This is a genomic window from Actinomadura sp. NPDC049753 (genome assembly GCF_040674655.1).
GTDB classification, from domain to species: Bacteria; Actinomycetota; Actinomycetes; order Streptosporangiales; family Streptosporangiaceae; genus Spirillospora; species Spirillospora verrucosospora.
Window position 1 is genome coordinate 1 of sequence record NZ_JBFARL010000163.1, and the last position, 18,751, is coordinate 18,751.

An 18,751-nucleotide genomic window follows, 5' to 3' on the forward strand; every position below is an offset into this window, starting at 1 on the left:
CAGGCGATCCGCCGCACTCTGGAGGCCGGCTCGGAGGCCCAGCACTCGGTGACCGAACGGCCCCTGTTCGCGTTCCGGCTGCACCAGTTCCTGTCCAAGGGCGACACCGTCTACGTCACCCTGGAGGACCCGGCGACGCGGCACCTCACCCGCGACTACCAGCTCGTCCAGCCGGACACGGACGGCAAAATCCTCCTGCCGCTGGCGTTCTGCCGGGAGTGCGGCCAGGAGTACCTGACCGTGTGGCGGACGGAGAAGGACGGCATGGTCCGCTACGGGCCGCGCCGCGACACCGCGGCGTCGGGTGGCCGTGAGGGCGACGGCTACCTGTACGTCGACTCGGGCCGGCCGTGGCCGCGCACCGTCGAAGAGGCGATCAACGACCGCCGGGTGCCCGAGTCGTGGCTGGAGGTGGACGACACCGGCCAGGAGATCGTGCGCACCAACCACCGCTCGAAGCTCCCGGTGCCCGTCCGCGTCGATCCCTATGGTGTCGAGGGCCAGGGCGAACTGGACGCCGCGTTCATCCCCGCGCCGTTCCGGTTCTGCCTGCACTGCGGGGTGAGCTACGAACAGGTTCGCGGCAAGGACTTCGCCAAGCTGGCAACTCTCGACCAGGAGGGGCGTTCCTCGGCGACGTCGCTGGTGTCGGCTTCGATCATCCGGTTCCTGCGGGCGGTGCCCGAAGGGGCACTGGTCAAGGAAGCCCGCAAGCTGCTCACCTTCGTCGACAACCGGCAGGACGCCTCCCTCCAGGCCGGTCACTTCAACGACTTCGTCCAGATCACCCAGCTTCGCGGCGCGCTCTACCGGGCGGCGGTCGAAGCGGGTGAGGAGGGCATCAGCCACGAGGACCTGGCGTCCAGGGTCGTCGGCGCCCTCGGCCTGGACGTCGCGGACTACACCGGCTCGTCCGACCTGCCCCCGTCGATGGCGCGCAACGCGGCGCGGACGCTGCGGGACGTCGTCGCGTTCCAGCTCTACCTCGACCTTGAGCGCGGCTGGCGCGTCACCATGCCCAACCTGGAGCAGACGGGCCTACTGAAGATCGACTACGAGGACCTCGACTGGCTGGCCGCCAACGAGGAGCGCTGGGAAGGGAAGCACCAGGCGCTGCGCGATGCCGAGCCGGGCCGCCGCGCCGAGATCATGCGGGCGCTGCTGGACGAGATGCGCCGCTCCCTCGCCATCGACGTCCAGTACTTCCGGGACGACTTCGACAGCCTCCGCCGCGCCAGCGAGGAGCGGCTCGCCGACCCGTGGGTCCTGTCGAGGAGCGACGAACCCAAGGTCGGCACGGCCTACCCGCAGAAGGCGCGGCCCGGCCTCGACCGTTCGGGCCTGTTCCTGTCCGGGTCCAACAAGTTCGGCAAGTACCTGCGGCGCGTGCATTTCAGTGACCTGTCAGTGGACGACGCCCAGCTGCTCATCAAGGAGCTGCTCACGGTTCTGACCAAGGCGAACCTGGTCAAGGAGGTGTCGGTGACGCCCGGGTGGGCCAAGCGCGGCCGCCGGCCCACCGGCCCGACCGTGACCGGCTACCGCGTCTCGGCGGCGTGCCTGGTGTGGCGGGCCGGGACGGGCGAGGTCGGCGCCCACGACCCCCTCACCCGCACCTACGCCAGCGGCGACGGCCCCCGCGTCAACGTCTTCTTCCGGGACCTGTACCGCGAGACCGCCGCGGAGCTCGGTGGCCTCATCGCCCGCGAGCACACCGCCCAGGTCGACCCCGAGGAGCGGCGCAGGCGCGAGGAGGCGTTCAGCGAGGCGAAGCTGAAGCTGCTGTACTGCTCGCCCACGATGGAGCTGGGTGTCGACATCAGCGCCCTCAACGCGGTGATGATGCGCAACGTGCCGCCGACGCCCGCGAACTACGCCCAGCGCAGCGGGCGGGCGGGACGGTCCGGGCAGCCGGCGCTCGTCACCACCTACTGCGCGACCGGCAACAGCCACGACCAGTACTACTTCCGGCGGTCCGCGCGGATGGTGGCGGGCGCGGTCGCGCCGCCGCGCCTCGACCTGGCGAACGAGGACCTCGTCCGGTCGCACATCCAGGCGATCTGGCTCGCCGAGACGGGCCTGGAGCTGCACAACAACATCCCCGCGATCGTCGACATCGGCTACGACGAGGACTCCCGCCGCCCCGACCCGCCTCTCCCCCTGCACGACACGGTCGTCCAGGCGATCAGCAGCGAGGCCGCGCGCAGGCGCGCCGTGGCGGCGGCCAAGAAGGTGTTCGGCGGGCTGCTGGACGACTTCGCCGCCACGGTCTGGTGGGACGACACCTGGATCGAGGACACGGTCGAACGCGCTCCCGACCGCTTCAACCGGGCCTTCGACCGCTGGCGGGACCTTTTCAAGGCGGCGCTGGTGGACCAGGCGGAGCAGAACCGCCGCGTCCTCGACACCACGCTCTCCGACCGCGACAACAAGATCGCCGTCGGCCGGCGCCGGGAGGCCGAGACGCAGCTCGACCTGCTGAAGAACCAGTCGGCGGAGAGCCGGTCGGTCCTGTCGGACTTCGGCCCGCACCGCTACCTGGCCAGCGAGGGCTTCCTGCCGGGCTACTCGTTCCCCCGGCTCCCCCTGGCCGCGTACATCAACATGCAGGACCGCCGTTTCCGGGACGGCGACTACCTCCAGCGCCCCCGGTTCCTCGCCATCCGCGAGTTCGGGCCTGGTGCGCTGATCTACCACGAGGGCTCCCGCTACCAGGTGACCCGGATTCAGCTCCCGCCGGGCGGTACGGGCGATGTCGTCACCTCCGACGCACGCCGCTGCGCCGCCTGCGGCTACCACCACGACTCCACCGACGGCGCCGACCGCTGCCAGATGTGCGACGAGCTGCTGCCCGAGGCCAAATACGGGCTGCTGCAGATGCACACCGTCTATACCAAGGCCCGCGCGCGGATCTCCTCCGACGAGGAGGAGCGCCGCAGGGCGGGTTTCCGGCTCGTCACGTCGTACCGGTTCGCCGACCACGGCGCACGCGCGGGCCGCCAGGACGCCCTGATCACCGATCACGAAGGAACCATCGCCACGGTGTCCTTCGGCGACTCGGCGACGGTCCGGATCACCAACCTGGGCCGGCTGCGCGCCAAGGACGGCGAGCCGGACGGCTTCTGGCTCGACCCCGCGACCGGCGAGTGGATGACCGAGAAGGCCGCCTCGGAGGCGTCTGGCGACTCCAGCGAGATGCCGGTCGTCGACACGGACGGCAACGAGAAGAAGCGCAAGAAGCGCGTCATCCCGTACGTGCAGGACCGCCGCAACATCCTCGTCGCACAGCTCACCGAACCGCTGGAGTACCCGGTCGCGCTGTCGCTGATGTACGCGCTGGAGCGCGGGATCGAGGCGGCGTTCGAGCTGGAGGACTCGGAGCTGTCCAGCGAGCTGCTGCCGCCCGATGACGGCCCCCGCGACCGGATGCTGTTCACGGAGGCTGCCGAGGGCGGCGCCGGTGTGCTGCGCCTGATGCAGTCGATGCCGGGCGCGCTCAGGAAGGCCGCGAAGGCGGCGCTGGACATCTGCCACTTCGACGAGAACGGCGATGACCTCGGCGGCCCGCATCCGGACCGGCCGTGCGCCCGCGGCTGCTATGACTGCCTGCTCACCTACGGCAACCAGCTCGACCACGGCGCGATCGACCGGCACGCCATCAAGGACCTGCTGGTGCGCCTTGCCGATGCGAAGACCACCGCGACGGGACGCGGCGAGTCCCGCACCGATCAGCTCGAGCGCCTGTCTCGCCAGTCGGACTCCTCGCTGGAGAAGCGGTTCGTCACCTGGCTGAAGGAGCGCGGTCTGCGGATGCCCGACGAGGCACAGACCTATGTCGCCGACGCGCAGGCCCGCCCCGACTTCGTGTACCGGCTGCAGGGCGTGACGCTCGCGGTGTTCGTCGACGGTCCCGTCCACCAGCACGCCAACGTCAGGGAACGCGACCGCCAGGCGGAGCAGCGGTTGGGCAACCGCGGCTGGGAGGTCCTCCGCTTCCCCCACGACGCCGACTGGGACGCGATCGTCGCCGAGACCCCGAGCTGGTTCGGCGCCTCTCCCACCGCTTGACCCACATGTGAAGACACTCGACGAACCCCCCACGCGAGGTCCTTTTGACGACGACGGACTACACCCCCGGTTCCCTGGTCTCGGTCCGCGACCGAGAATGGGTCGTGCTGCCGGAGAGCGCCCCGGACATGCTGGTGCTGCGCCCTCTCGGCGGCGCCGACGACGACATCGCGGCGGTGTTCCCGGCCTTCGAGGAGGTGCGGGGAGCGGAGTTCGCGGCGCCGTCGCCGCGGGACCTCGGCGACTTCCGCGCGGCGGGCCTGCTGCGCAGCGCGATGCGCATCGGGTTCCGGTCGGGCGCGGGACCGTTCCGCTCGCTCGCCGGGATCGCGGTGGAGCCGCGCGCCTACCAGCTCGTCCCGCTGATGATGGCGCTGCGGCAGAAGACCGTCCGGATGCTGATCGCCGATGACGTCGGCATCGGCAAGACCGTCGAGGCCGGGCTGATCGCAAGTGAGCTGCTGGCGCAGGGCGAGGCGAAGGGCCTGGCGGTGCTGTGCTCGCCGGCGCTCGCCGAGCAGTGGCAGGAGGAGCTGCGCGCCAAGTTCGGCATCGACGCCGAGCTGGTCCTGTCCTCCACGGTCACCCGGCTCGAACGCGACCTGGACATGGGGCAGTCCCTGTTCGACAAGCACCGCCACGTGATCGTCTCCACGGACTTCATCAAGTCGCACCGGCACCGCGACGACTTCGTCCGCCGCTGCCCCGACCTGGTCATCGTGGACGAGGCCCACACCTGCGTCGCCGCCGACGACCACACGTCCCAGCAGAGCCAGCGACGTTACGAGCTGCTCCAGCGCATCGCCGACGACAAGGCCCGCCATTTGCTGCTGGTGACGGCGACCCCGCACAGCGGCAAGGAGGCCGCGTTCCGCAACCTGCTCGCCCTGCTGAAACCCGAGTTCGGCGACCTGGACATGAACAGCGGCCCCGACCGCGCCCGCCTCGCCCTGCACTTCGTGCAGCGCCGCCGCGCCGACATCCGCAAGTACCTCGACGAGGAGACCGAGTTCCCCGCCGACCGGTTCTTCAAGGACGAGACCTACAAGCTGTCGCCCGCGTACCGGTCGCTGCTGGATGACGCGATCGGCTACGCGAGCGAGCGGGTCACCGTCGCCGGGGAGCAGGGCAGGCGCGAGGCCCGGATCGCCTGGTGGTCGGCGATCGCGCTGCTGCGGTCCCTGGTGTCGTCGCCGCGCGCCGCCGCGCAGACCCTGCGGACCCGATCGGCCACCGCGTCCGCCGCCACCGCGGAGGAGGCCGACGAGCTGGGCGCGCCGCTGACCCGCGACTCCGCCGACAACGACGCGCTGGAGGGCCTGGACGTCGCCCCCGGCGCCGAGACGGACCCGGAGACCGGCGGGGCCGGGGCGAGGCTGGCCGCGCTCGCCGACCGCGCCGCCGACCTCGAAGGCCCGGCCGAGGACCTGAAGCTAAAAGCCCTAATCAAGCACCTGAAGGCGCTGCTCAAGGAGGGCTACCACCCGATCGTCTTCTGCCGCTACATCCCGACCGCCGAGTACGTCCGCGACCACCTCGCCGGCAAGCTCGGCAGGAAGACCGTCGTACGAGCCGTGACCGGAACCCTGTCCCCGCAGCAGCGCCTCCAGCGCATCGAGGACCTCGCCGACGAGACGTCCGACGACCCCGACGCCCGCCGCGTCCTCGTCGCCACCGACTGCCTGTCGGAGGGCGTCAACCTGCAGCACCACTTCGACGCCGTCGTCCACTACGACCTGGCGTGGAACCCGGCCCGCCACGACCAGCGCGAGGGACGCGTCGACCGCTACGGCCAGAAGCGCGACGAGGTCAAGGTCATTACCCTCTACGGCAGCGACAACGGCATCGACGGCAAGGTCCTGGAAGTCCTGATCCGCAAGCACCGCCAGATCTGGCAGGACCTCGGCATCTCCGTCTCCGTGCCCGACGAGGCGTCCTCCGGCGTGACGGACGCGATCGTCGAGTGGCTGCTGATGCGCAGGGAGAGCGGCGAGCAGGAGGCCCTGTTCGGCGCCGAGGACGTCAAGGCCGTCAGCGAGAAGGCCGCCGAACTGGAACAGGAGTGGAACTCCACGGCTGAGCGCGAGAAGGCGTCCCGTTCCCGGTTCGCGCAGAACACCATCCGCCCCGAGGAGGTCAAGCGCGAGGTCGACGCCACCCGGGACGCGCTCGGCGATGCGGGCGAGATCCGCGGCTTCGTCCGCCACGCCCTCACCGCCCTTGACGGCGTCCTCTACGAGGGCGGCGACGCCCCCGGCGACTTCGGCGCCGACCTGAGCGGAAGCCCCGTCGGGCTCCGCGACGTGCTCGCACCGATTCTCGGCGGCGGGATCATCGAGAACGGCAAGCAGGTCCCGTTCCGGACCGTGTCGGCGGTGACGCGCGGCGAGGCGGCGCTCGTCCGCACGGACCCGGTCGTCGGCGCGCTCGCCGGTCACCTCCTCAACGCCGCCCTCGACTCCCAGACCGACGGCCCCCGCCCGGCCCGCCGCTGCGGTGTCATCCGGACGAGAGCGGTCTCCACCCGGACGACCCTGCTGCTCGTCCGCTACCGGTTCCACCTGACGCTGCCGTCCCGCGTCGGCGAACGGCAGCTCGTCGCCGAGGACGCCCGGCTCCTCGCCTTCGAGGGCTCCCCCGCCGAGGGGACCTGGCTGCCGCCCGAGACCGCCGCGCGCCTTCTGGATGCCACTGCCGACGAGAACACCGATCCCACCTTCGGAGAGCGGACGATGAAACGGGTCCTGGACGCCCTGCCCGACGCCACGGAGCATCTCAACGAGTACGGCGACCAGCTCGCCGCCGAACTGCGCGACTCGCACCGCCGCGTCCGCAGCGCCGCCGGCGAGATCATCCGGGGCGTGGACGTCAAGGCGCAGCGGCCCGCCGACATCCTCGGCGCCTACGTGTACCTGCCCGTGACCGGTGCCGTCTCCGGAGGTATCGCCTGATGTCCGCCACCGCACGCACCCAGATCTTCTCCTCAGTCCACACCATCGGCGGGCTCCTCCCGGCCGACATGCTCGTCAGGATTTCGGAGGGCAAGGACGTCGAGGGCTCCAAGCCCGCCGACTACGACATCTTCGGCTCCCGTTCCGTCCCCGACGAGGCCGAACGCCACTGGGACTACCTCAAGTCGGTGTGGAAGGACCTGCGCGGCAAGCTGCCCGTCGCGCCGGAGGCCGAGACACCCGCCGACCCCACCGGCCTCGCGATCCGCCAGTGGCTGGAGCCGCTGTTCGCCGAGCTGAGCTTCGGCCGCCTCACCGCCCTCGGCGCGTCCGGCATTGACGCCGACGACGGCACCAAGACGTTCGCGATCAGCCACCTGTGGACGCACGTCCCGATCCACCTGACCGCCTGGAACACCCGACTCGACAACCGACCCGGCGGCCCCGGCACCGTCCCGCCGCAGTCGCTCGTGCAGGAATGCCTGAACCGCACCGAAGCCCACCTGTGGGCCGTGCTGACCAATGGACGCCAGCTCAGGCTGCTGCGCGACTCCAGCGCCCTCGCCACCGCCGCCTACGTCGAATTCGACCTTGAGGCCATTTTCGATGGGGAGCTGTTCAGCGAGTTCGTACTCCTGTACCGCCTCCTGCACGCCTCCCGCTTCGCCGTCGACGACGGCGCCGCCCCGTCCGCCTGCTGGCTGGAGAAGTGGCGGACGGACGCCATCGACTCCGGCACCCGCGCCCTCGACCACCACCGCGAGGGCGTGCAGAAGGCCATCACCGCGCTCGGGACAGGCTTCCTCAAGCACCCCGCCAACACCGAACTGCTGCGCGACCTGGACGTGCACGCCTTCCATGGCGCGCTGCTCCGCCTCGCCTACCGGCTGATCTTCCTGTTCGTCGCCGAGGACCGCGACGTCCTCCACCCGAAGGACACGCCGGACGACGTCCGCAAGCGGTACGAGAAGTACTTCTCGTCCACGCGGCTCCGGCAGCAGGCCCAGCGGCGGCGCGGGACCTCGCACACCGACCTCTACCAGGCCCTCAAGATCGTGCTGGACGCGCTCGGCGACGAGGACGGACGTCCCGAACTCGGCCTCCCCGGGCTCGGCGGCCTCTTCGACGACGCCCCCGCCGACGCCCCGCTGCATGGCCTCGCCCTGGCGAACGTGCACCTGCTGGAGGCCGTCCGCCACCTGTCCCGCATCCACGACGGCGACACGCGGCGCTGGCGCCAGGTCGACTACCGCAACATGGGCTCGGAGGAGCTCGGCTCCATCTACGAATCGCTCCTCGAACTCGTCCCCAAGCACAGCGCCGTGGAGCGGACGTTCGAGCTAGTCGACCGGCTCGGCAACGACCGCAAGAAGACCGGCTCGTACTACACGCCGAGTTCCCTGATCGAGACGCTGCTCGACTCCACGCTCGATCCCGTAATCGACGACGCCCAGAAGCGCGGCGAGGAAAAGGCCGCCGCAGCCGGGGAACCCGACCCTGCCGAGGCGATCACCGCCGAACTGCTCTCTCTGACCGTCTGCGACCCAGCCTGCGGCTCCGGACACTTCCTCGTCGCTTCGGCCCGCCGCATCGCCAAGCGCGTCGCCGCCGTCCGCGAGGGCAACCCCGAACCGACCCTGGACGCCGTGCGGCACGCGCTGCACGAGGTCATCGCACGGTGCGTGTACGGGGTGGACCTCAACCCGATGGCGGTCGAACTCGCCAAGGTGTCGCTGTGGCTGGAGGCCCTGGAGCCCGGCAAGCCGCTCGGGTTCCTGGACGCCCACATCAAGCTGGGCAATGGCCTCGTAGGCGCTACGCCAGTCCTGCTGAAGGACGGCATTCCGACGAAGGCGTTTAAGCCGGTCGAGGGCGACGACGCTGCCTACGCCAACTTCTTCGCTAAGCAGAACGACAAGGAACGTGAGGGACAGGGCGGCCTGTTCGACCTGTTCGAGGAAACGAAGGTCGCCAACACCGCCTTCGCCGAAAGCCTGCGCCGCATCACCGCCGCCCCGTCTAACACCCTCCGGGACGTCCACCGTCAGGCCGACGCGTATGAGGATTGGAAGTTCTCGGCGGAGTACAGCCAGGCCGTCCACGTGGCGGACGCCTGGTGCGCCGCCTTCATGTGGCACAAAACCAAGGATGCTCCGACGCCAATCACTCACGACGTCTTCCGCGCCCTCCAGGACCCCAACGCGACGGCCGCCGGTCAGGACGTCCACGACGAGATCGCGCGGCTAAGCGAGCAGTACCACTTCTTCCACTGGCACCTGGAGTTTCCCGAAATCTTCACAGTCTCAGCCGAAGAATCGAGCGGGGACATCGACCCGGCCACCGGCTGGACAGGAGGCTTCTCCTGCGTGCTCGGAAACCCGCCATGGGACAAGGTCGACTTCGAAGACAAGAAGTACTTCAGCGTTGTCGAACCCTCTATTGCGAAGATCTCCGGCTTGGCTCGCAGAACTCGCATCGCCGAGTGGATAGAGGAAAATCAAGAAGCAGGTCGACGATATCGGGCCGCGCGTCGCAAAGTGAAATCATCGTTTCATTTCGCTGGCGATTCCGGCGCATTCCCCCAATGCGCAAAGGGACTCACAGTTAAGGGGGTCACCATGCTTCAGACGGACCAGCTTTTTGTCGAGCGATTTGAGTCCGTCGTGGCAACAAATGGACGCTTCGGCTGCATCGTCCAAACAGCCATCGCGACAAGCGCTGGAGCTCAGCACCTGTTCGCTTCCCTGGCCAAACGAAGTGCTGTGAAGCATCTATACGACTTCGAGAATCGCAAACTAATCTTCGAAGGCGTCGATGCGACCTTCAAGTTCTGCCTCCTATCCATGGTAGGCAAGTCCCTGGTGGAGCCAGAGGCCAAACTCGCATTTTTCATGCTCGACACGGGCGATCTAGATGCCTCAAACAGACTATACACTCTCACTCCCAGAGAAATCGAGCTCATCAATCCAAATACTGGCAACCTGCCCGTGTTCCGCACTCGCCGTGACGCAGATATAACCACGGCCATTTATAGGCGCATCCCAATTCTTCAAGAGGACCAAGCAAGCAAAAATACTTGGAGAGTATCCTTCAAAGCAACCCTCTTTCATACAACAGACGACTCTGACCTCTTCCACACACGCCAGAAACTCGAGAACGAAGGCTGGCTTCTCCAGGGGAATGTTTTCGTGCGGAACGACGAAAGAATGCTCCCTCTATATGAGGGCAAAATGGCCCACATCTTCGACCACCGATGGAACAGTTTCTTCGGCACAGGCAACGAAGATCGCGTCGCAGTGAGAAGTGAAGAGAAGGCGCGCCCGGACAGCTCGGCTATGCCACGCTACTGGATCGCCGAAGACGGGATGATTCCTGTACACAGGAGAGGGCGCGAGGTTCAGAGCCCTGGTGTCAGCGTTCGTCTGGGGAAGCTCAACTGGAAGAGGAATTGGCTTTGCGGTTGGCGCGACATCACCAAGGCGGTTAATGAGCGTACCGCCATCCCGACCTTCCTTCCCCGCGCTGCCGTCGTGGAAACATTTCCGCTGATGCTGCCGCACGTAGCCCCTGAACTCGCGTCTGCGCTGATTGCCGCGCAAAGTTCGCTGGTATTCGATTACGTGAGTCGTCAAAAAACGGGAAGTATGCATTTGAAGCTTTTTGTTTGGAAGCAGCTTCCTGTGCCTACTCCCGAGGACCTAACTGCGCATACACATTTTTTGACACCGCGAGTACTCGAGCTCGTATACACAGCTAACGACATGGCCGGACTCGCGCGTGACCTCAGGGACACCGGGAAGCCGTTCCAGTGGGACGAAGGAAGAAGGGCTCAGATTCGCGCCGAATTGGACGCCTACTTTTTCCACCTCTACGGGATCGATCGTGAGGACACAAACTACATTTTGGAGACTTTCCAGTCCGACTCCGGAGGGGGGCTGAAGAACAACGAGATCGCCAAGTACGGGACGTACCGGACGAAGGATCTCGTGCTTGCCGAGTACGACCGGATGGCTGCGGTCGGCGTTGATCTCGACGGGCCGCTGCTGGATGGGGAGAACTACACGTCCACACTCACTCCACCGCCGGGGCACGGGCCTCGGCACGAGTAAGCCGACGTCGTCGGTAGGTAGCGGAGGGGCGGGCGGTAGGGAACGCCCCTCCGCTGGTCTTCAGGTGCGGTCGATGACCGCGAAGACGATCTTGCCGGCGTTGTCGGCCAGGGCGCGGATGCCCCAGCAGCGGGCGTACTGGTCGACGATGAACAGGCCACGGCCCGTCTCGCTGGTCGTGTCGGCCGCCAGCATGTGAGGGAGGCCGCAGGCGGTGTCCTGGACCTCCATCCACAGCGCGTCGCCCTCGGTGCGGCTCAACCGCAAGATCACGTCGTCGTCCGTTGCGGACGCCGCGTGCTGGAGGGCGTTGGTGACCAGTTCGCTGGCCACCAGGCACGGGACGAAGTCGTCCATGCCCCACTGACCGGTGACCAGCCGCACGAACCGCCGCACCTCCGCGACGACCGCAAGGTCCTGCTTCACCACCATCTCGTTCTGCGTCGCCGCCTGCCCCATGACCTCTCCTCACTGTGTGTGGCATACAGCACACAGTGAGCCACTTTTCGGGCTAGGATTTGCCTACCACTGACAGGTGGCAGGCAGTGGTAGTTCATCCCGGGAGTTAGACAGATTCCGCCGAGAGGTAGGAACCATGCCCCCGCGCCGCCAACGCCCGTGAGTCGCCCGCCCTCGTCGCCTTCGGCCGTCAGATGCGCCGGTTAAGAGAGGCCAAGGACGTCAAGCAGGAGACCATCGCTCATCTGACGAAGGTGAGCGGCCCGCAGGTCAGCCGCATCGAGAACGGAAAGAAGCGCGCCACTCGCTCATTCGTGGTCGCCGTGGACGACTACCTGGAAGCAGGCGGCTCCCTCATCAGCCTGTGGGAGGACCTGAACAAGGATGGGCACCCAGTCCCGATCTGGTTCGACTGGCCGCAGATAGAGGCCGACGCGGCCATGCTGGTCTGCTGGCAGCATTCCGTGATTCCTGGGCTGGCCCAGACCTCGGCCTATGCATTGGCAATGCTGCGAGGTAACCAAGAGGCCGCAGACGCTCGCATCAGCCGTCAAGCCATCCTCACCGCTGACAAGGACTCCACCCCGCCGATCGTCGCGCTTCTGCTCGACGAACACGTGCTCCACAACCTTGTGGGCACGCCCGAGACGATGCGGAAACAACTCGAACACCTCCTGAAGCTGAGTTTGTTGCCCAACGTTACGGTTCAAGTAGTGTTGTCTAATGGTGAGCACGAGGGCGTCCTGGGCGCCTTCGTCGTTGCGACGATGGAGGATCGGAGCGAGATCGCGTACATCGAGACAGCGATCCGAGGTATCACCACAGACAACCCGGCAGACCTGTCTAGCCTGGCGCGAACCTTGTTCGAGCTCCGCTCTCAGGCGCTCTCGCAGGAGATGTCGCGTGAACTGATTCGAAAGGTCATCGAGGAGAGATGGACCTGACAAGCGCCAAGTGGCGCAAGAGCACACACAGCGGACCCAACGGCGGGGAGTGCGTCGAGTTGGCGGACGCGGCCGGTGCGGTGGTGGCGGTGCGGGACAGCAAGGACCCGGACGGGCCCGTCCTCCTACTGACCCGCGCGGCCCTGCGCACGGCCGTCCAGTCCGCCACCGACAAGCACTGACCGCCCAGCACGAACCACCCCCGCAACCCCCGACACCCGCCGAGTAGCGGCGGGGCGTCCCGTCCCTCGGCCTGGACGACCCGCCGCACCCCGCCCTCCCCTCAGGCAGGGCCCACGATGAGGGTCCAGATCCTCGATCAGGCATCGCAGCACCTTCTGACCGACAGCCACGGCTGCGCGCCCCGGGGTGCGGAGGAGTCATTGATTGCCGGGTGTTCCCGTCGCCGGCAGCGATCGGCTGGACCCGGTCTCCTCCGCCGGGCGGGGAGGTCACGTGCGTAGTACGGCTGGCAGCCAGGAATCCTCGTAGTCGAGGATCTGGTCGCCCAGGTCTTCCAGAAGTCGGTCCGGCAGCGGGCGCCGATGGGCTTCCTTGTGGAGACAGGCCCGCACCAGGGAGCGCAGCGACTCGGGGATGCGGGTCAAGTCCGGTTCCGTGTGGACGATCCTGTAGCCGAGCGTCGCGGCGTCTCCACTGCCGAACGGCGGCGACCCCGTCGCCGCGAAGACCAGCACGGCGCCGAGGGAGAAGACATCGGTTGCCGGTCCCACCGGCTCGCCGCGGAACTGCTCAGGGGACATGTACTGGGGCGTTCCGATCATCGCCCCCGTACGGGTGAGGCCCGTGGTGTCTCCAACGGCGTTGCGCACGATGCCGAAGTCGATCACGCGGGGTCCATCGGCGGCCAGCAGGATGTTGGACGGCTTGAGGTCCCGGTGGACGAGGCCGGCGCTGTGCACCGCCGCGACGGCTTCGGCGAGCCCCGCCGCCAGGATCTCCAGGGTGAGAAGTGGCAATGGCCCATGCCGGCGCACGGCCTCGCGCAGCGAGGGGCCGCTGACATAGGAGGTCGCCAGCCAGGGCGGATCGGCGTCCGGATCGGCGTCCAGGACCGGAGCGGTGAACCCGCCGCTGACCAGGCGGGCCGCCCGGACCTCGCGATCGAACCGGGCGCGAAATCCTGGCGTTTCCGCCAGATGGGGCAGGACGACCTTCAACGCGACACGGCGGCCGCCTCTAGACCGGGCCAGATAGACCCGGCCCATTCCGCCTTCACCGAGCCGCCGCAGAATCCGGTATCCGGCCACCTGCCGTGGGTCTTGCGCGGTGAGCAGCTCGCCGACGGGGGCCGGAGAACGTGCCGTGGCCTCTTCCATGTCCCTTGTCATGGACGGCTGCGAGGGGCCCCCATCCCTGAGCGTCGGTTGCGAGGGACCGGCCGCCGCGGCGCCGACCTTCATCGGGCCTCCGATCGGCACACCATTGACGACGTACGCGACCACGCAGGTGATGTTGTCCGGCCCGCCGCCCCGGTTGGCCAGGTCGATCAGCAGCCGGACGGCCTGCTCCGGGTCGTCCACGTGGGTCAGCGTCTGCCAGAGCGGCTCGGCGGTGACGACGCCGGACAGGCCGTCGGAGCACAGCAGGTACCGGTCGCCGACCTTCGCCTCGCGCAGCGACAGGTCGGGGTCGACCTCGCCGCGGCCGTCCAGCGCCCGCAGCAGCAGCGCCCGCTGCGGGTGCGAGGCCGCCTCGTCCGGGCTGATCCGCCCCTCGTCGACCAGCGACTGCACCAGCGTGTGGTCGTGCGTGATCTGGAACAGGCTGCCGTCGCGCAGCAGGTAGGCGCGCGAGTCCCCGATGTGCACCAGCGCGACCTGGTTGCCCGCCCACAGCATCGCCGTCAGCGTCGTCCCCATGCCCTGCAGAGCTGGGTCGGACTCCACGATGCGGTGCAAGTTGTCGTTCGCCGTCTTGACCGTGTGCTCCAGCGCGGCCAGCAGCTCCGTCGCCGGCAGGTCCTTGTCGAGGGCGCCCAGCTCTGAGATCACCGCGGCACTGGCGAATTCACCGACCAGATCACGCTCCCGGCTCCACAGGTCGTCCGCTTCCATTCCCTTGCCGGTACGGCGGCGACCGGCAGTTCCGTCGGCGACCGCGAGCAGGTGCGCCCCCGCGTACGCCGAATCCGCGTTACCCGCAGCCAGCATGCCGACGTCGGAGCGCGCCGCATACCGAAGCGTCACGCGCCCATCTCGTTTGGCCACTTGGGAGTCCCTCGCGTCAGCAGGGCCGCAGGGTCGAATGGAGACGTTCGAGGATCACCATGCTCCGCTCCAGTTCATTTTGCCCCCGGCCGATACAGGTGTGTCCCCAGGTGCATGACCCGGGTGATTCTCTGACGCAGAGTACTTCCGCCGTGACGGGTCAGGGGGATGGCCGCCATTCTTCCAGCATCCGGATCCGGTGGGTGCCTTCGCGCCCGGGATCGGCCACCCGCTCCCGATCTGGTTCTACTGGCCCCAGCCGGAATCCGAAGCCGCTGAACTGGTCACCTAGGAACACATCATCGTCCCCGGACTGTCGGCGGGGGCCACAAACCGGACAAGCCCATTCCGCCGCCGAACAAGGACGGCGAGGGCGACGGCAAGCGGGGGAAGTGATCGACTGATGGGAGACGTCATGCAGCGCGTCGAGGCGACCGGGTGAGCAAGGAGGCCGACGCCGAAGGTTGGCTTGATCTCGTCTACGGCGACGACGCGATCACCACCCAACTCGACCACGGCACGACCGATCTCACGACCGGTGCGGGCCGCTTCACCTCGTCGCTGTCCGCGTCGAGCACCGTCGTGTCCTTTCTAGAGTCGCTGGACGTCGAGCCGGGGCACCGCGTGCTGGACGTGGGCACCGGTACCGGCTGAACGGCCGCGCTGCTGTCGCGTCTGGTCGGCTCGGCGAACGTCACCAGCGTGGAGGTCGATCCCGCGGTGTCGGCACAGGCATCTGCCAATCTCGGGAGCGCGGGCCATTCGCCTCGGCTCATCGTGGGGGATGGCGCTCAGGGTTGGTCGCAGGAAGCACCTTACGACCGAGTGCACGCCACGTGCGCTGTCGCCCGCGTGCCGTATGCGTGGGTGGGGCAGACCCGCCCCGGCGGGGTGATCGTGACGCCCTATGCCCCAGGGTTCGGGTCCAGCCACGAACTGCGGCTCGTGGTGATGCCGGACGGTACCGCCGTGGGCCGGTTCACCGGCTACGCCTCGTACATGATGATGCGGGCGCAGCGGCACCCCGAATGGGACGCCTCCGACCGGCACGGGGACCGGTCCAGCACCGACATCGACCCCCGGACCATCGGCTACGCCCCGGCGGGCGCCGATCTCGCGATGGGGGCTGCGCTACCGGGTGTGTGCGCCCGGGGCGCACACGATGGCGTCGCCTACACGCTGCGCCTGCGGAGCGCGGACGCGTGGGCCGAAGCTCACTACGAGCCAGGCCGTGACTCCTTCGATGTCGAGCAGGGCGGGGACCGGCCCCTGTGGGATCTGGCGGTGTCGGCCTACTTCGACTGGATCGCCCATCGCAGCCCCGGCCGCGACCGCTTCGGCCTGACCGTGTCACCTGTCGGCGACCACGTCTGGCTGGACCATCCCGGCGACATCGCCTGACCTCGGACCCGTGAGAAGGGAGGGCTCCCGGGGTCCCCTGGCGTCGCGCCACCTGAGCCGATGGGAGCCCGCACCCCGGCCCCTCCGGAAGGGGAGAGCCGACGGGTCATGGCGTCAGATGCGTGCTGCGATCGAGGACACGTCCCGCAGCACCCGATCGAGCAGTTCCTTCAGCAGCCGGTTCTCCTCAAGGGCCGAACGGGCTCTGTCGTGAAGGGGTTCGGCCACTTCCTGGAACTGCCGGCGAACCCCGTCACCGGGCCAGGCCAGTTCCAACTGCGAGAAGGCGCGTCGACTGATCTCCCTTGCCTGCCGACCTTGCGCGATCTTAGGGAGCTCCTCGCTTCTGGAACGAAGCTCGTGCAGCAGCCACCAGCGATCCGAGGGATCGGACGGGCGCACCGCGAGCACTCCCCGGGCGGGGGTGGTCCGGAACCAGGTCAGTGCGGCGCGGGCCCCTTCGGGTCGTGACGCGACCAGTACGGTTCCCGGTTCGCAGACGTCCCCCGGCTCGGCATGCGTCTCCTGTCCTCCCTGAATGTGGGGCGGATCCGCGCGCAGCACGTCGGCCGGCGCAATCCGGGACGTCGCGACGCCGCTCAAGTCGGCCTGCGATCGGCCTGGCCGACCCGTCATGACCGAAGTGACGGCACCGAACGTGGCAGGCGTCCATGACTGCCGATGCCGCCGCACCAGCAGGGCGTGATGAGCGTCGGCCAGGGTGACGGCGTCCGCGGCGATCCGCCGGTTGAGGGCCCTTTTGTGCTGGATCAACTCGACAAGTCGGCTGAGGGTTTCGATTCGTCCGGGGGGAGGGACGGCCACCTCCATCGCCCTCAGCCGGTCGATGCTCAGGGTCGGCTCGACGTGCGCCGACACATGCCGATCAAACCAGGCGCGGGCGACGGGCGTCTGGAACCAGATCTTCAGCCAACGGGTGATGTCATGGTCGCTTGAGCGGAGGATGCCGACCGAGCGCGTCGTCACCCAGCCGGTATGGCGCTGGTCGATCAGCGCCGCGTCACCCACCCGGCGGACGAGTACCACGACCAGGTCGCCCTCGGCGAGGACGGCGCGGTTGTCCCTGCCGTCCAGCGGTGCGGCAGGGGCCGAGGGAGACGTCCAGAGGCGGCCGTCGCGGACGTCACCGGCTCTGATCACTCCCCCGCCGCGGGGGAGCTCGTGTTCGGGAAGGCCGTAGGTGACCTTCAGGTCCGCGGCCTCCTGCACCGTCTTGCGCTGCCAGCCCTCAAGGTCGAGTGCGCGCATCACAGTTCGTCCAGGACTCGAAGCAGGTCGGCCTCCAGGATGCGCGACTCTTGGAACCTGTCCCGGAGTTCGGCGGCGAGCTCGTCGATCTGCCGCTGCTCCGGAGCATCGCCGATGCCGAGCTCACCGGTGTACCTCGGCGGCTGCAGGTCGTATCGCTGATCGGCGATCTCGTCGGCGGTGACGGAACGGCACTGACCGGCCTCGTCACGGTATTGCCCGTCCACCTCTCGCCACGCCCCGAGTGTCCGCAGCACCTGCTCGACCCCTTCCGGGCTGAGGCGACGCCTACGCCTCGGCGCCTGTTCGTACGCCTTCCGCGCGTTGATGAAGAGCACCTTGCCCCGGCGGTCACTGCTTCCCCACTCATCGCGGGGGCCTTTGTCGGTGTTGAGCAGCCACAGGCAGCAGGGGGCACGGCTGTGGGCGAACAGGCCCGGCGGCAGTGCCACCACGCATTCGACGACGTCGTCCTGGACGAGTCGTCCGCGCACCCGCTGCTCCACCTGTCGTGCCCCGGTCGCGGCCCCCTCCGCCATGAGAACCGCCGCTCTGCCCCGAGGAGCGAGCGCGTGCACGATGTGGAGGATCCATGCCAAGTTCGCGTTGTCCTGAGGGGGCGCCGCCTCGTCTGACCACCTCGGGTCGTCCGTGCGCGGTGCGGCACGCCACGAGCCGTTGAACGGTGGGTTGGCCAGGACGATGTCATAGGACGACTCAGCGGGCCGCGCGAGACTGTCCACCGGCGCGGGAATTCGCGCGTGGATGCCGCGGGCGGCCAGGTTCATTCGCGCCACATGGAGCGCGGAGGCGTGCACGTCCTGGCCGGTCAGTTCGAGATTCGGCGGCCAGTCCGTGCTCTCGGACACGTGGCGGTCGGCGCCGATGAGCAATCCACCTGAACCGCACACCGGATCAAGCACCCGCTGGCCTTCCTGAGGATCCGCCGCTGCCACCATCAACCGCACGACGTCTTTGCGGGTGAAATAATCCCCGCTTTTCGCGTTCGCTTCGGACAGGTCCTGAAAGCATTGGTCCAGGCAATCATCGAGGCGGCCGGCTCGCTGGATCGCCTTGACAAGGCGACGCAGCGCGTCGTCGGCCGTTGGAGGAAAACGCGGCACGAACCCGTAGTCTTCCCCGTTTTGGTACCGGAGCAGGCATTTTCGTACCGAAAGTCCTATCTGCTGCTGGGTCTTGTCCGTTTGGGCCAAGAGCCAGTTCCACAAGGAATGCTGGTCGCTCTGCGGATTGTTTCGTGCCTGGTCCCTGAGAGTCATGAGTCCGGCCACGACGCGGCAGGCGTCGTGAAACTGCAG

At 68.1% G+C, this 18,751-nt stretch carries 9 protein-coding genes and 2 pseudogenes; 7 read left to right on the forward strand and 4 right to left on the reverse strand.

Going from position 1 to position 18,751, the window contains the following annotated elements:
• From AB0K37_RS31165 to AB0K37_RS31175, 3 genes are all read left to right on the forward strand, one after another.
• The coding region (locus tag AB0K37_RS31165; protein ID WP_363987067.1) for a helicase-related protein at window positions 1-4,068 on the forward strand (4,068 nt) is incomplete at its 5' end.
• A 44-nt stretch (window positions 4,069-4,112) separates the two neighbouring features.
• Window positions 4,113-7,019 (forward strand): DEAD/DEAH box helicase, encoded by a 2,907-nt coding sequence (locus AB0K37_RS31170; RefSeq protein WP_363987069.1) that lies wholly within the window; start codon window positions 4,113-4,115, stop codon window positions 7,017-7,019.
• Window positions 7,019-11,128, forward strand: a complete 4,110-nt coding sequence (locus AB0K37_RS31175; RefSeq protein WP_363987070.1) for a DNA methyltransferase — start codon at window positions 7,019-7,021, stop codon at window positions 11,126-11,128. Before AB0K37_RS31170 ends, AB0K37_RS31175 begins: the two co-directional genes overlap by 1 nt.
• A 60-nt stretch (window positions 11,129-11,188) precedes the next feature.
• On the opposite strand, the gene AB0K37_RS31180 is transcribed toward AB0K37_RS31175, so the two are convergent.
• On the reverse strand, window positions 11,189-11,587 hold the full coding sequence (locus AB0K37_RS31180; protein WP_363987072.1) for an ATP-binding protein: 399 nt from the start codon (window positions 11,585-11,587) through the stop codon (window positions 11,189-11,191).
• Between the two features lie 191 nt (window positions 11,588-11,778).
• Between AB0K37_RS31180 and AB0K37_RS31185 the strand changes: the two are divergent.
• The 3 genes and pseudogenes from AB0K37_RS31185 to AB0K37_RS31195 form a co-directional block, all read left to right on the forward strand.
• Window positions 11,779-11,934 (forward strand): annotated as a pseudogene (locus AB0K37_RS31185) (helix-turn-helix transcriptional regulator); the annotation flags it as partial.
• Complete coding sequence (locus AB0K37_RS31190) at window positions 11,911-12,531, forward strand: DUF5753 domain-containing protein (protein ID WP_363987080.1); 621 nt, start codon at window positions 11,911-11,913, stop codon at window positions 12,529-12,531. The pseudogene AB0K37_RS31185 and the gene AB0K37_RS31190, both read left to right, overlap by 24 nt.
• Entirely contained in the window at window positions 12,522-12,713 is a 192-nt protein-coding gene (locus AB0K37_RS31195; protein WP_363987073.1) for a DUF397 domain-containing protein, read from the forward strand. Before AB0K37_RS31190 ends, AB0K37_RS31195 begins: the two co-directional genes overlap by 10 nt.
• 270 nt (window positions 12,714-12,983) lie before the next feature.
• Here the strand turns inward: AB0K37_RS31195 and AB0K37_RS31200 are convergent, their stop codons facing one another.
• Entirely contained in the window at window positions 12,984-14,741 is a 1,758-nt protein-coding gene (locus AB0K37_RS31200; RefSeq protein ID WP_363987075.1) for a protein kinase, read from the reverse strand.
• 459 nt (window positions 14,742-15,200) lie between these two features.
• Here AB0K37_RS31200 and AB0K37_RS31205 point away from each other — a divergent pair.
• Window positions 15,201-16,163: pseudogene (locus tag AB0K37_RS31205) on the forward strand (methyltransferase domain-containing protein).
• A gap of 114 nt (window positions 16,164-16,277) precedes the next feature.
• Here the strand turns inward: AB0K37_RS31205 and AB0K37_RS31210 are convergent.
• A complete protein-coding gene (locus tag AB0K37_RS31210) occupies window positions 16,278-17,432 on the reverse strand; it encodes a hypothetical protein (protein WP_363987077.1) in 1,155 nt (384 codons plus the stop codon).
• A partial coding sequence (locus AB0K37_RS31215) for an N-6 DNA methylase (protein ID WP_363987078.1) occupies window positions 17,432-18,751 on the reverse strand: 1,320 nt, incomplete at its 5' end. The genes AB0K37_RS31210 and AB0K37_RS31215, both read right to left, overlap by 1 nt.

Bases quoted from the DNA above. Each gene is read 5' to 3' on its own strand.
- AB0K37_RS31175 (WP_363987070.1), top strand. From the start codon at position 7,019: ATGTCCGCCACCGCACGCACCCAGATCTTCTCCTCAGTCCACACCATC.
- AB0K37_RS31180 (WP_363987072.1), bottom strand. From the start codon at position 11,587: ATGGGGCAGGCGGCGACGCAGAACGAGATGGTGGTGAAGCAGGACCTT.
- AB0K37_RS31195 (WP_363987073.1), top strand. From the start codon at position 12,522: ATGGACCTGACAAGCGCCAAGTGGCGCAAGAGCACACACAGCGGACCC.
- AB0K37_RS31210 (WP_363987077.1), bottom strand. From the start codon at position 17,432: ATGCGCGCACTCGACCTTGAGGGCTGGCAGCGCAAGACGGTGCAGGAG.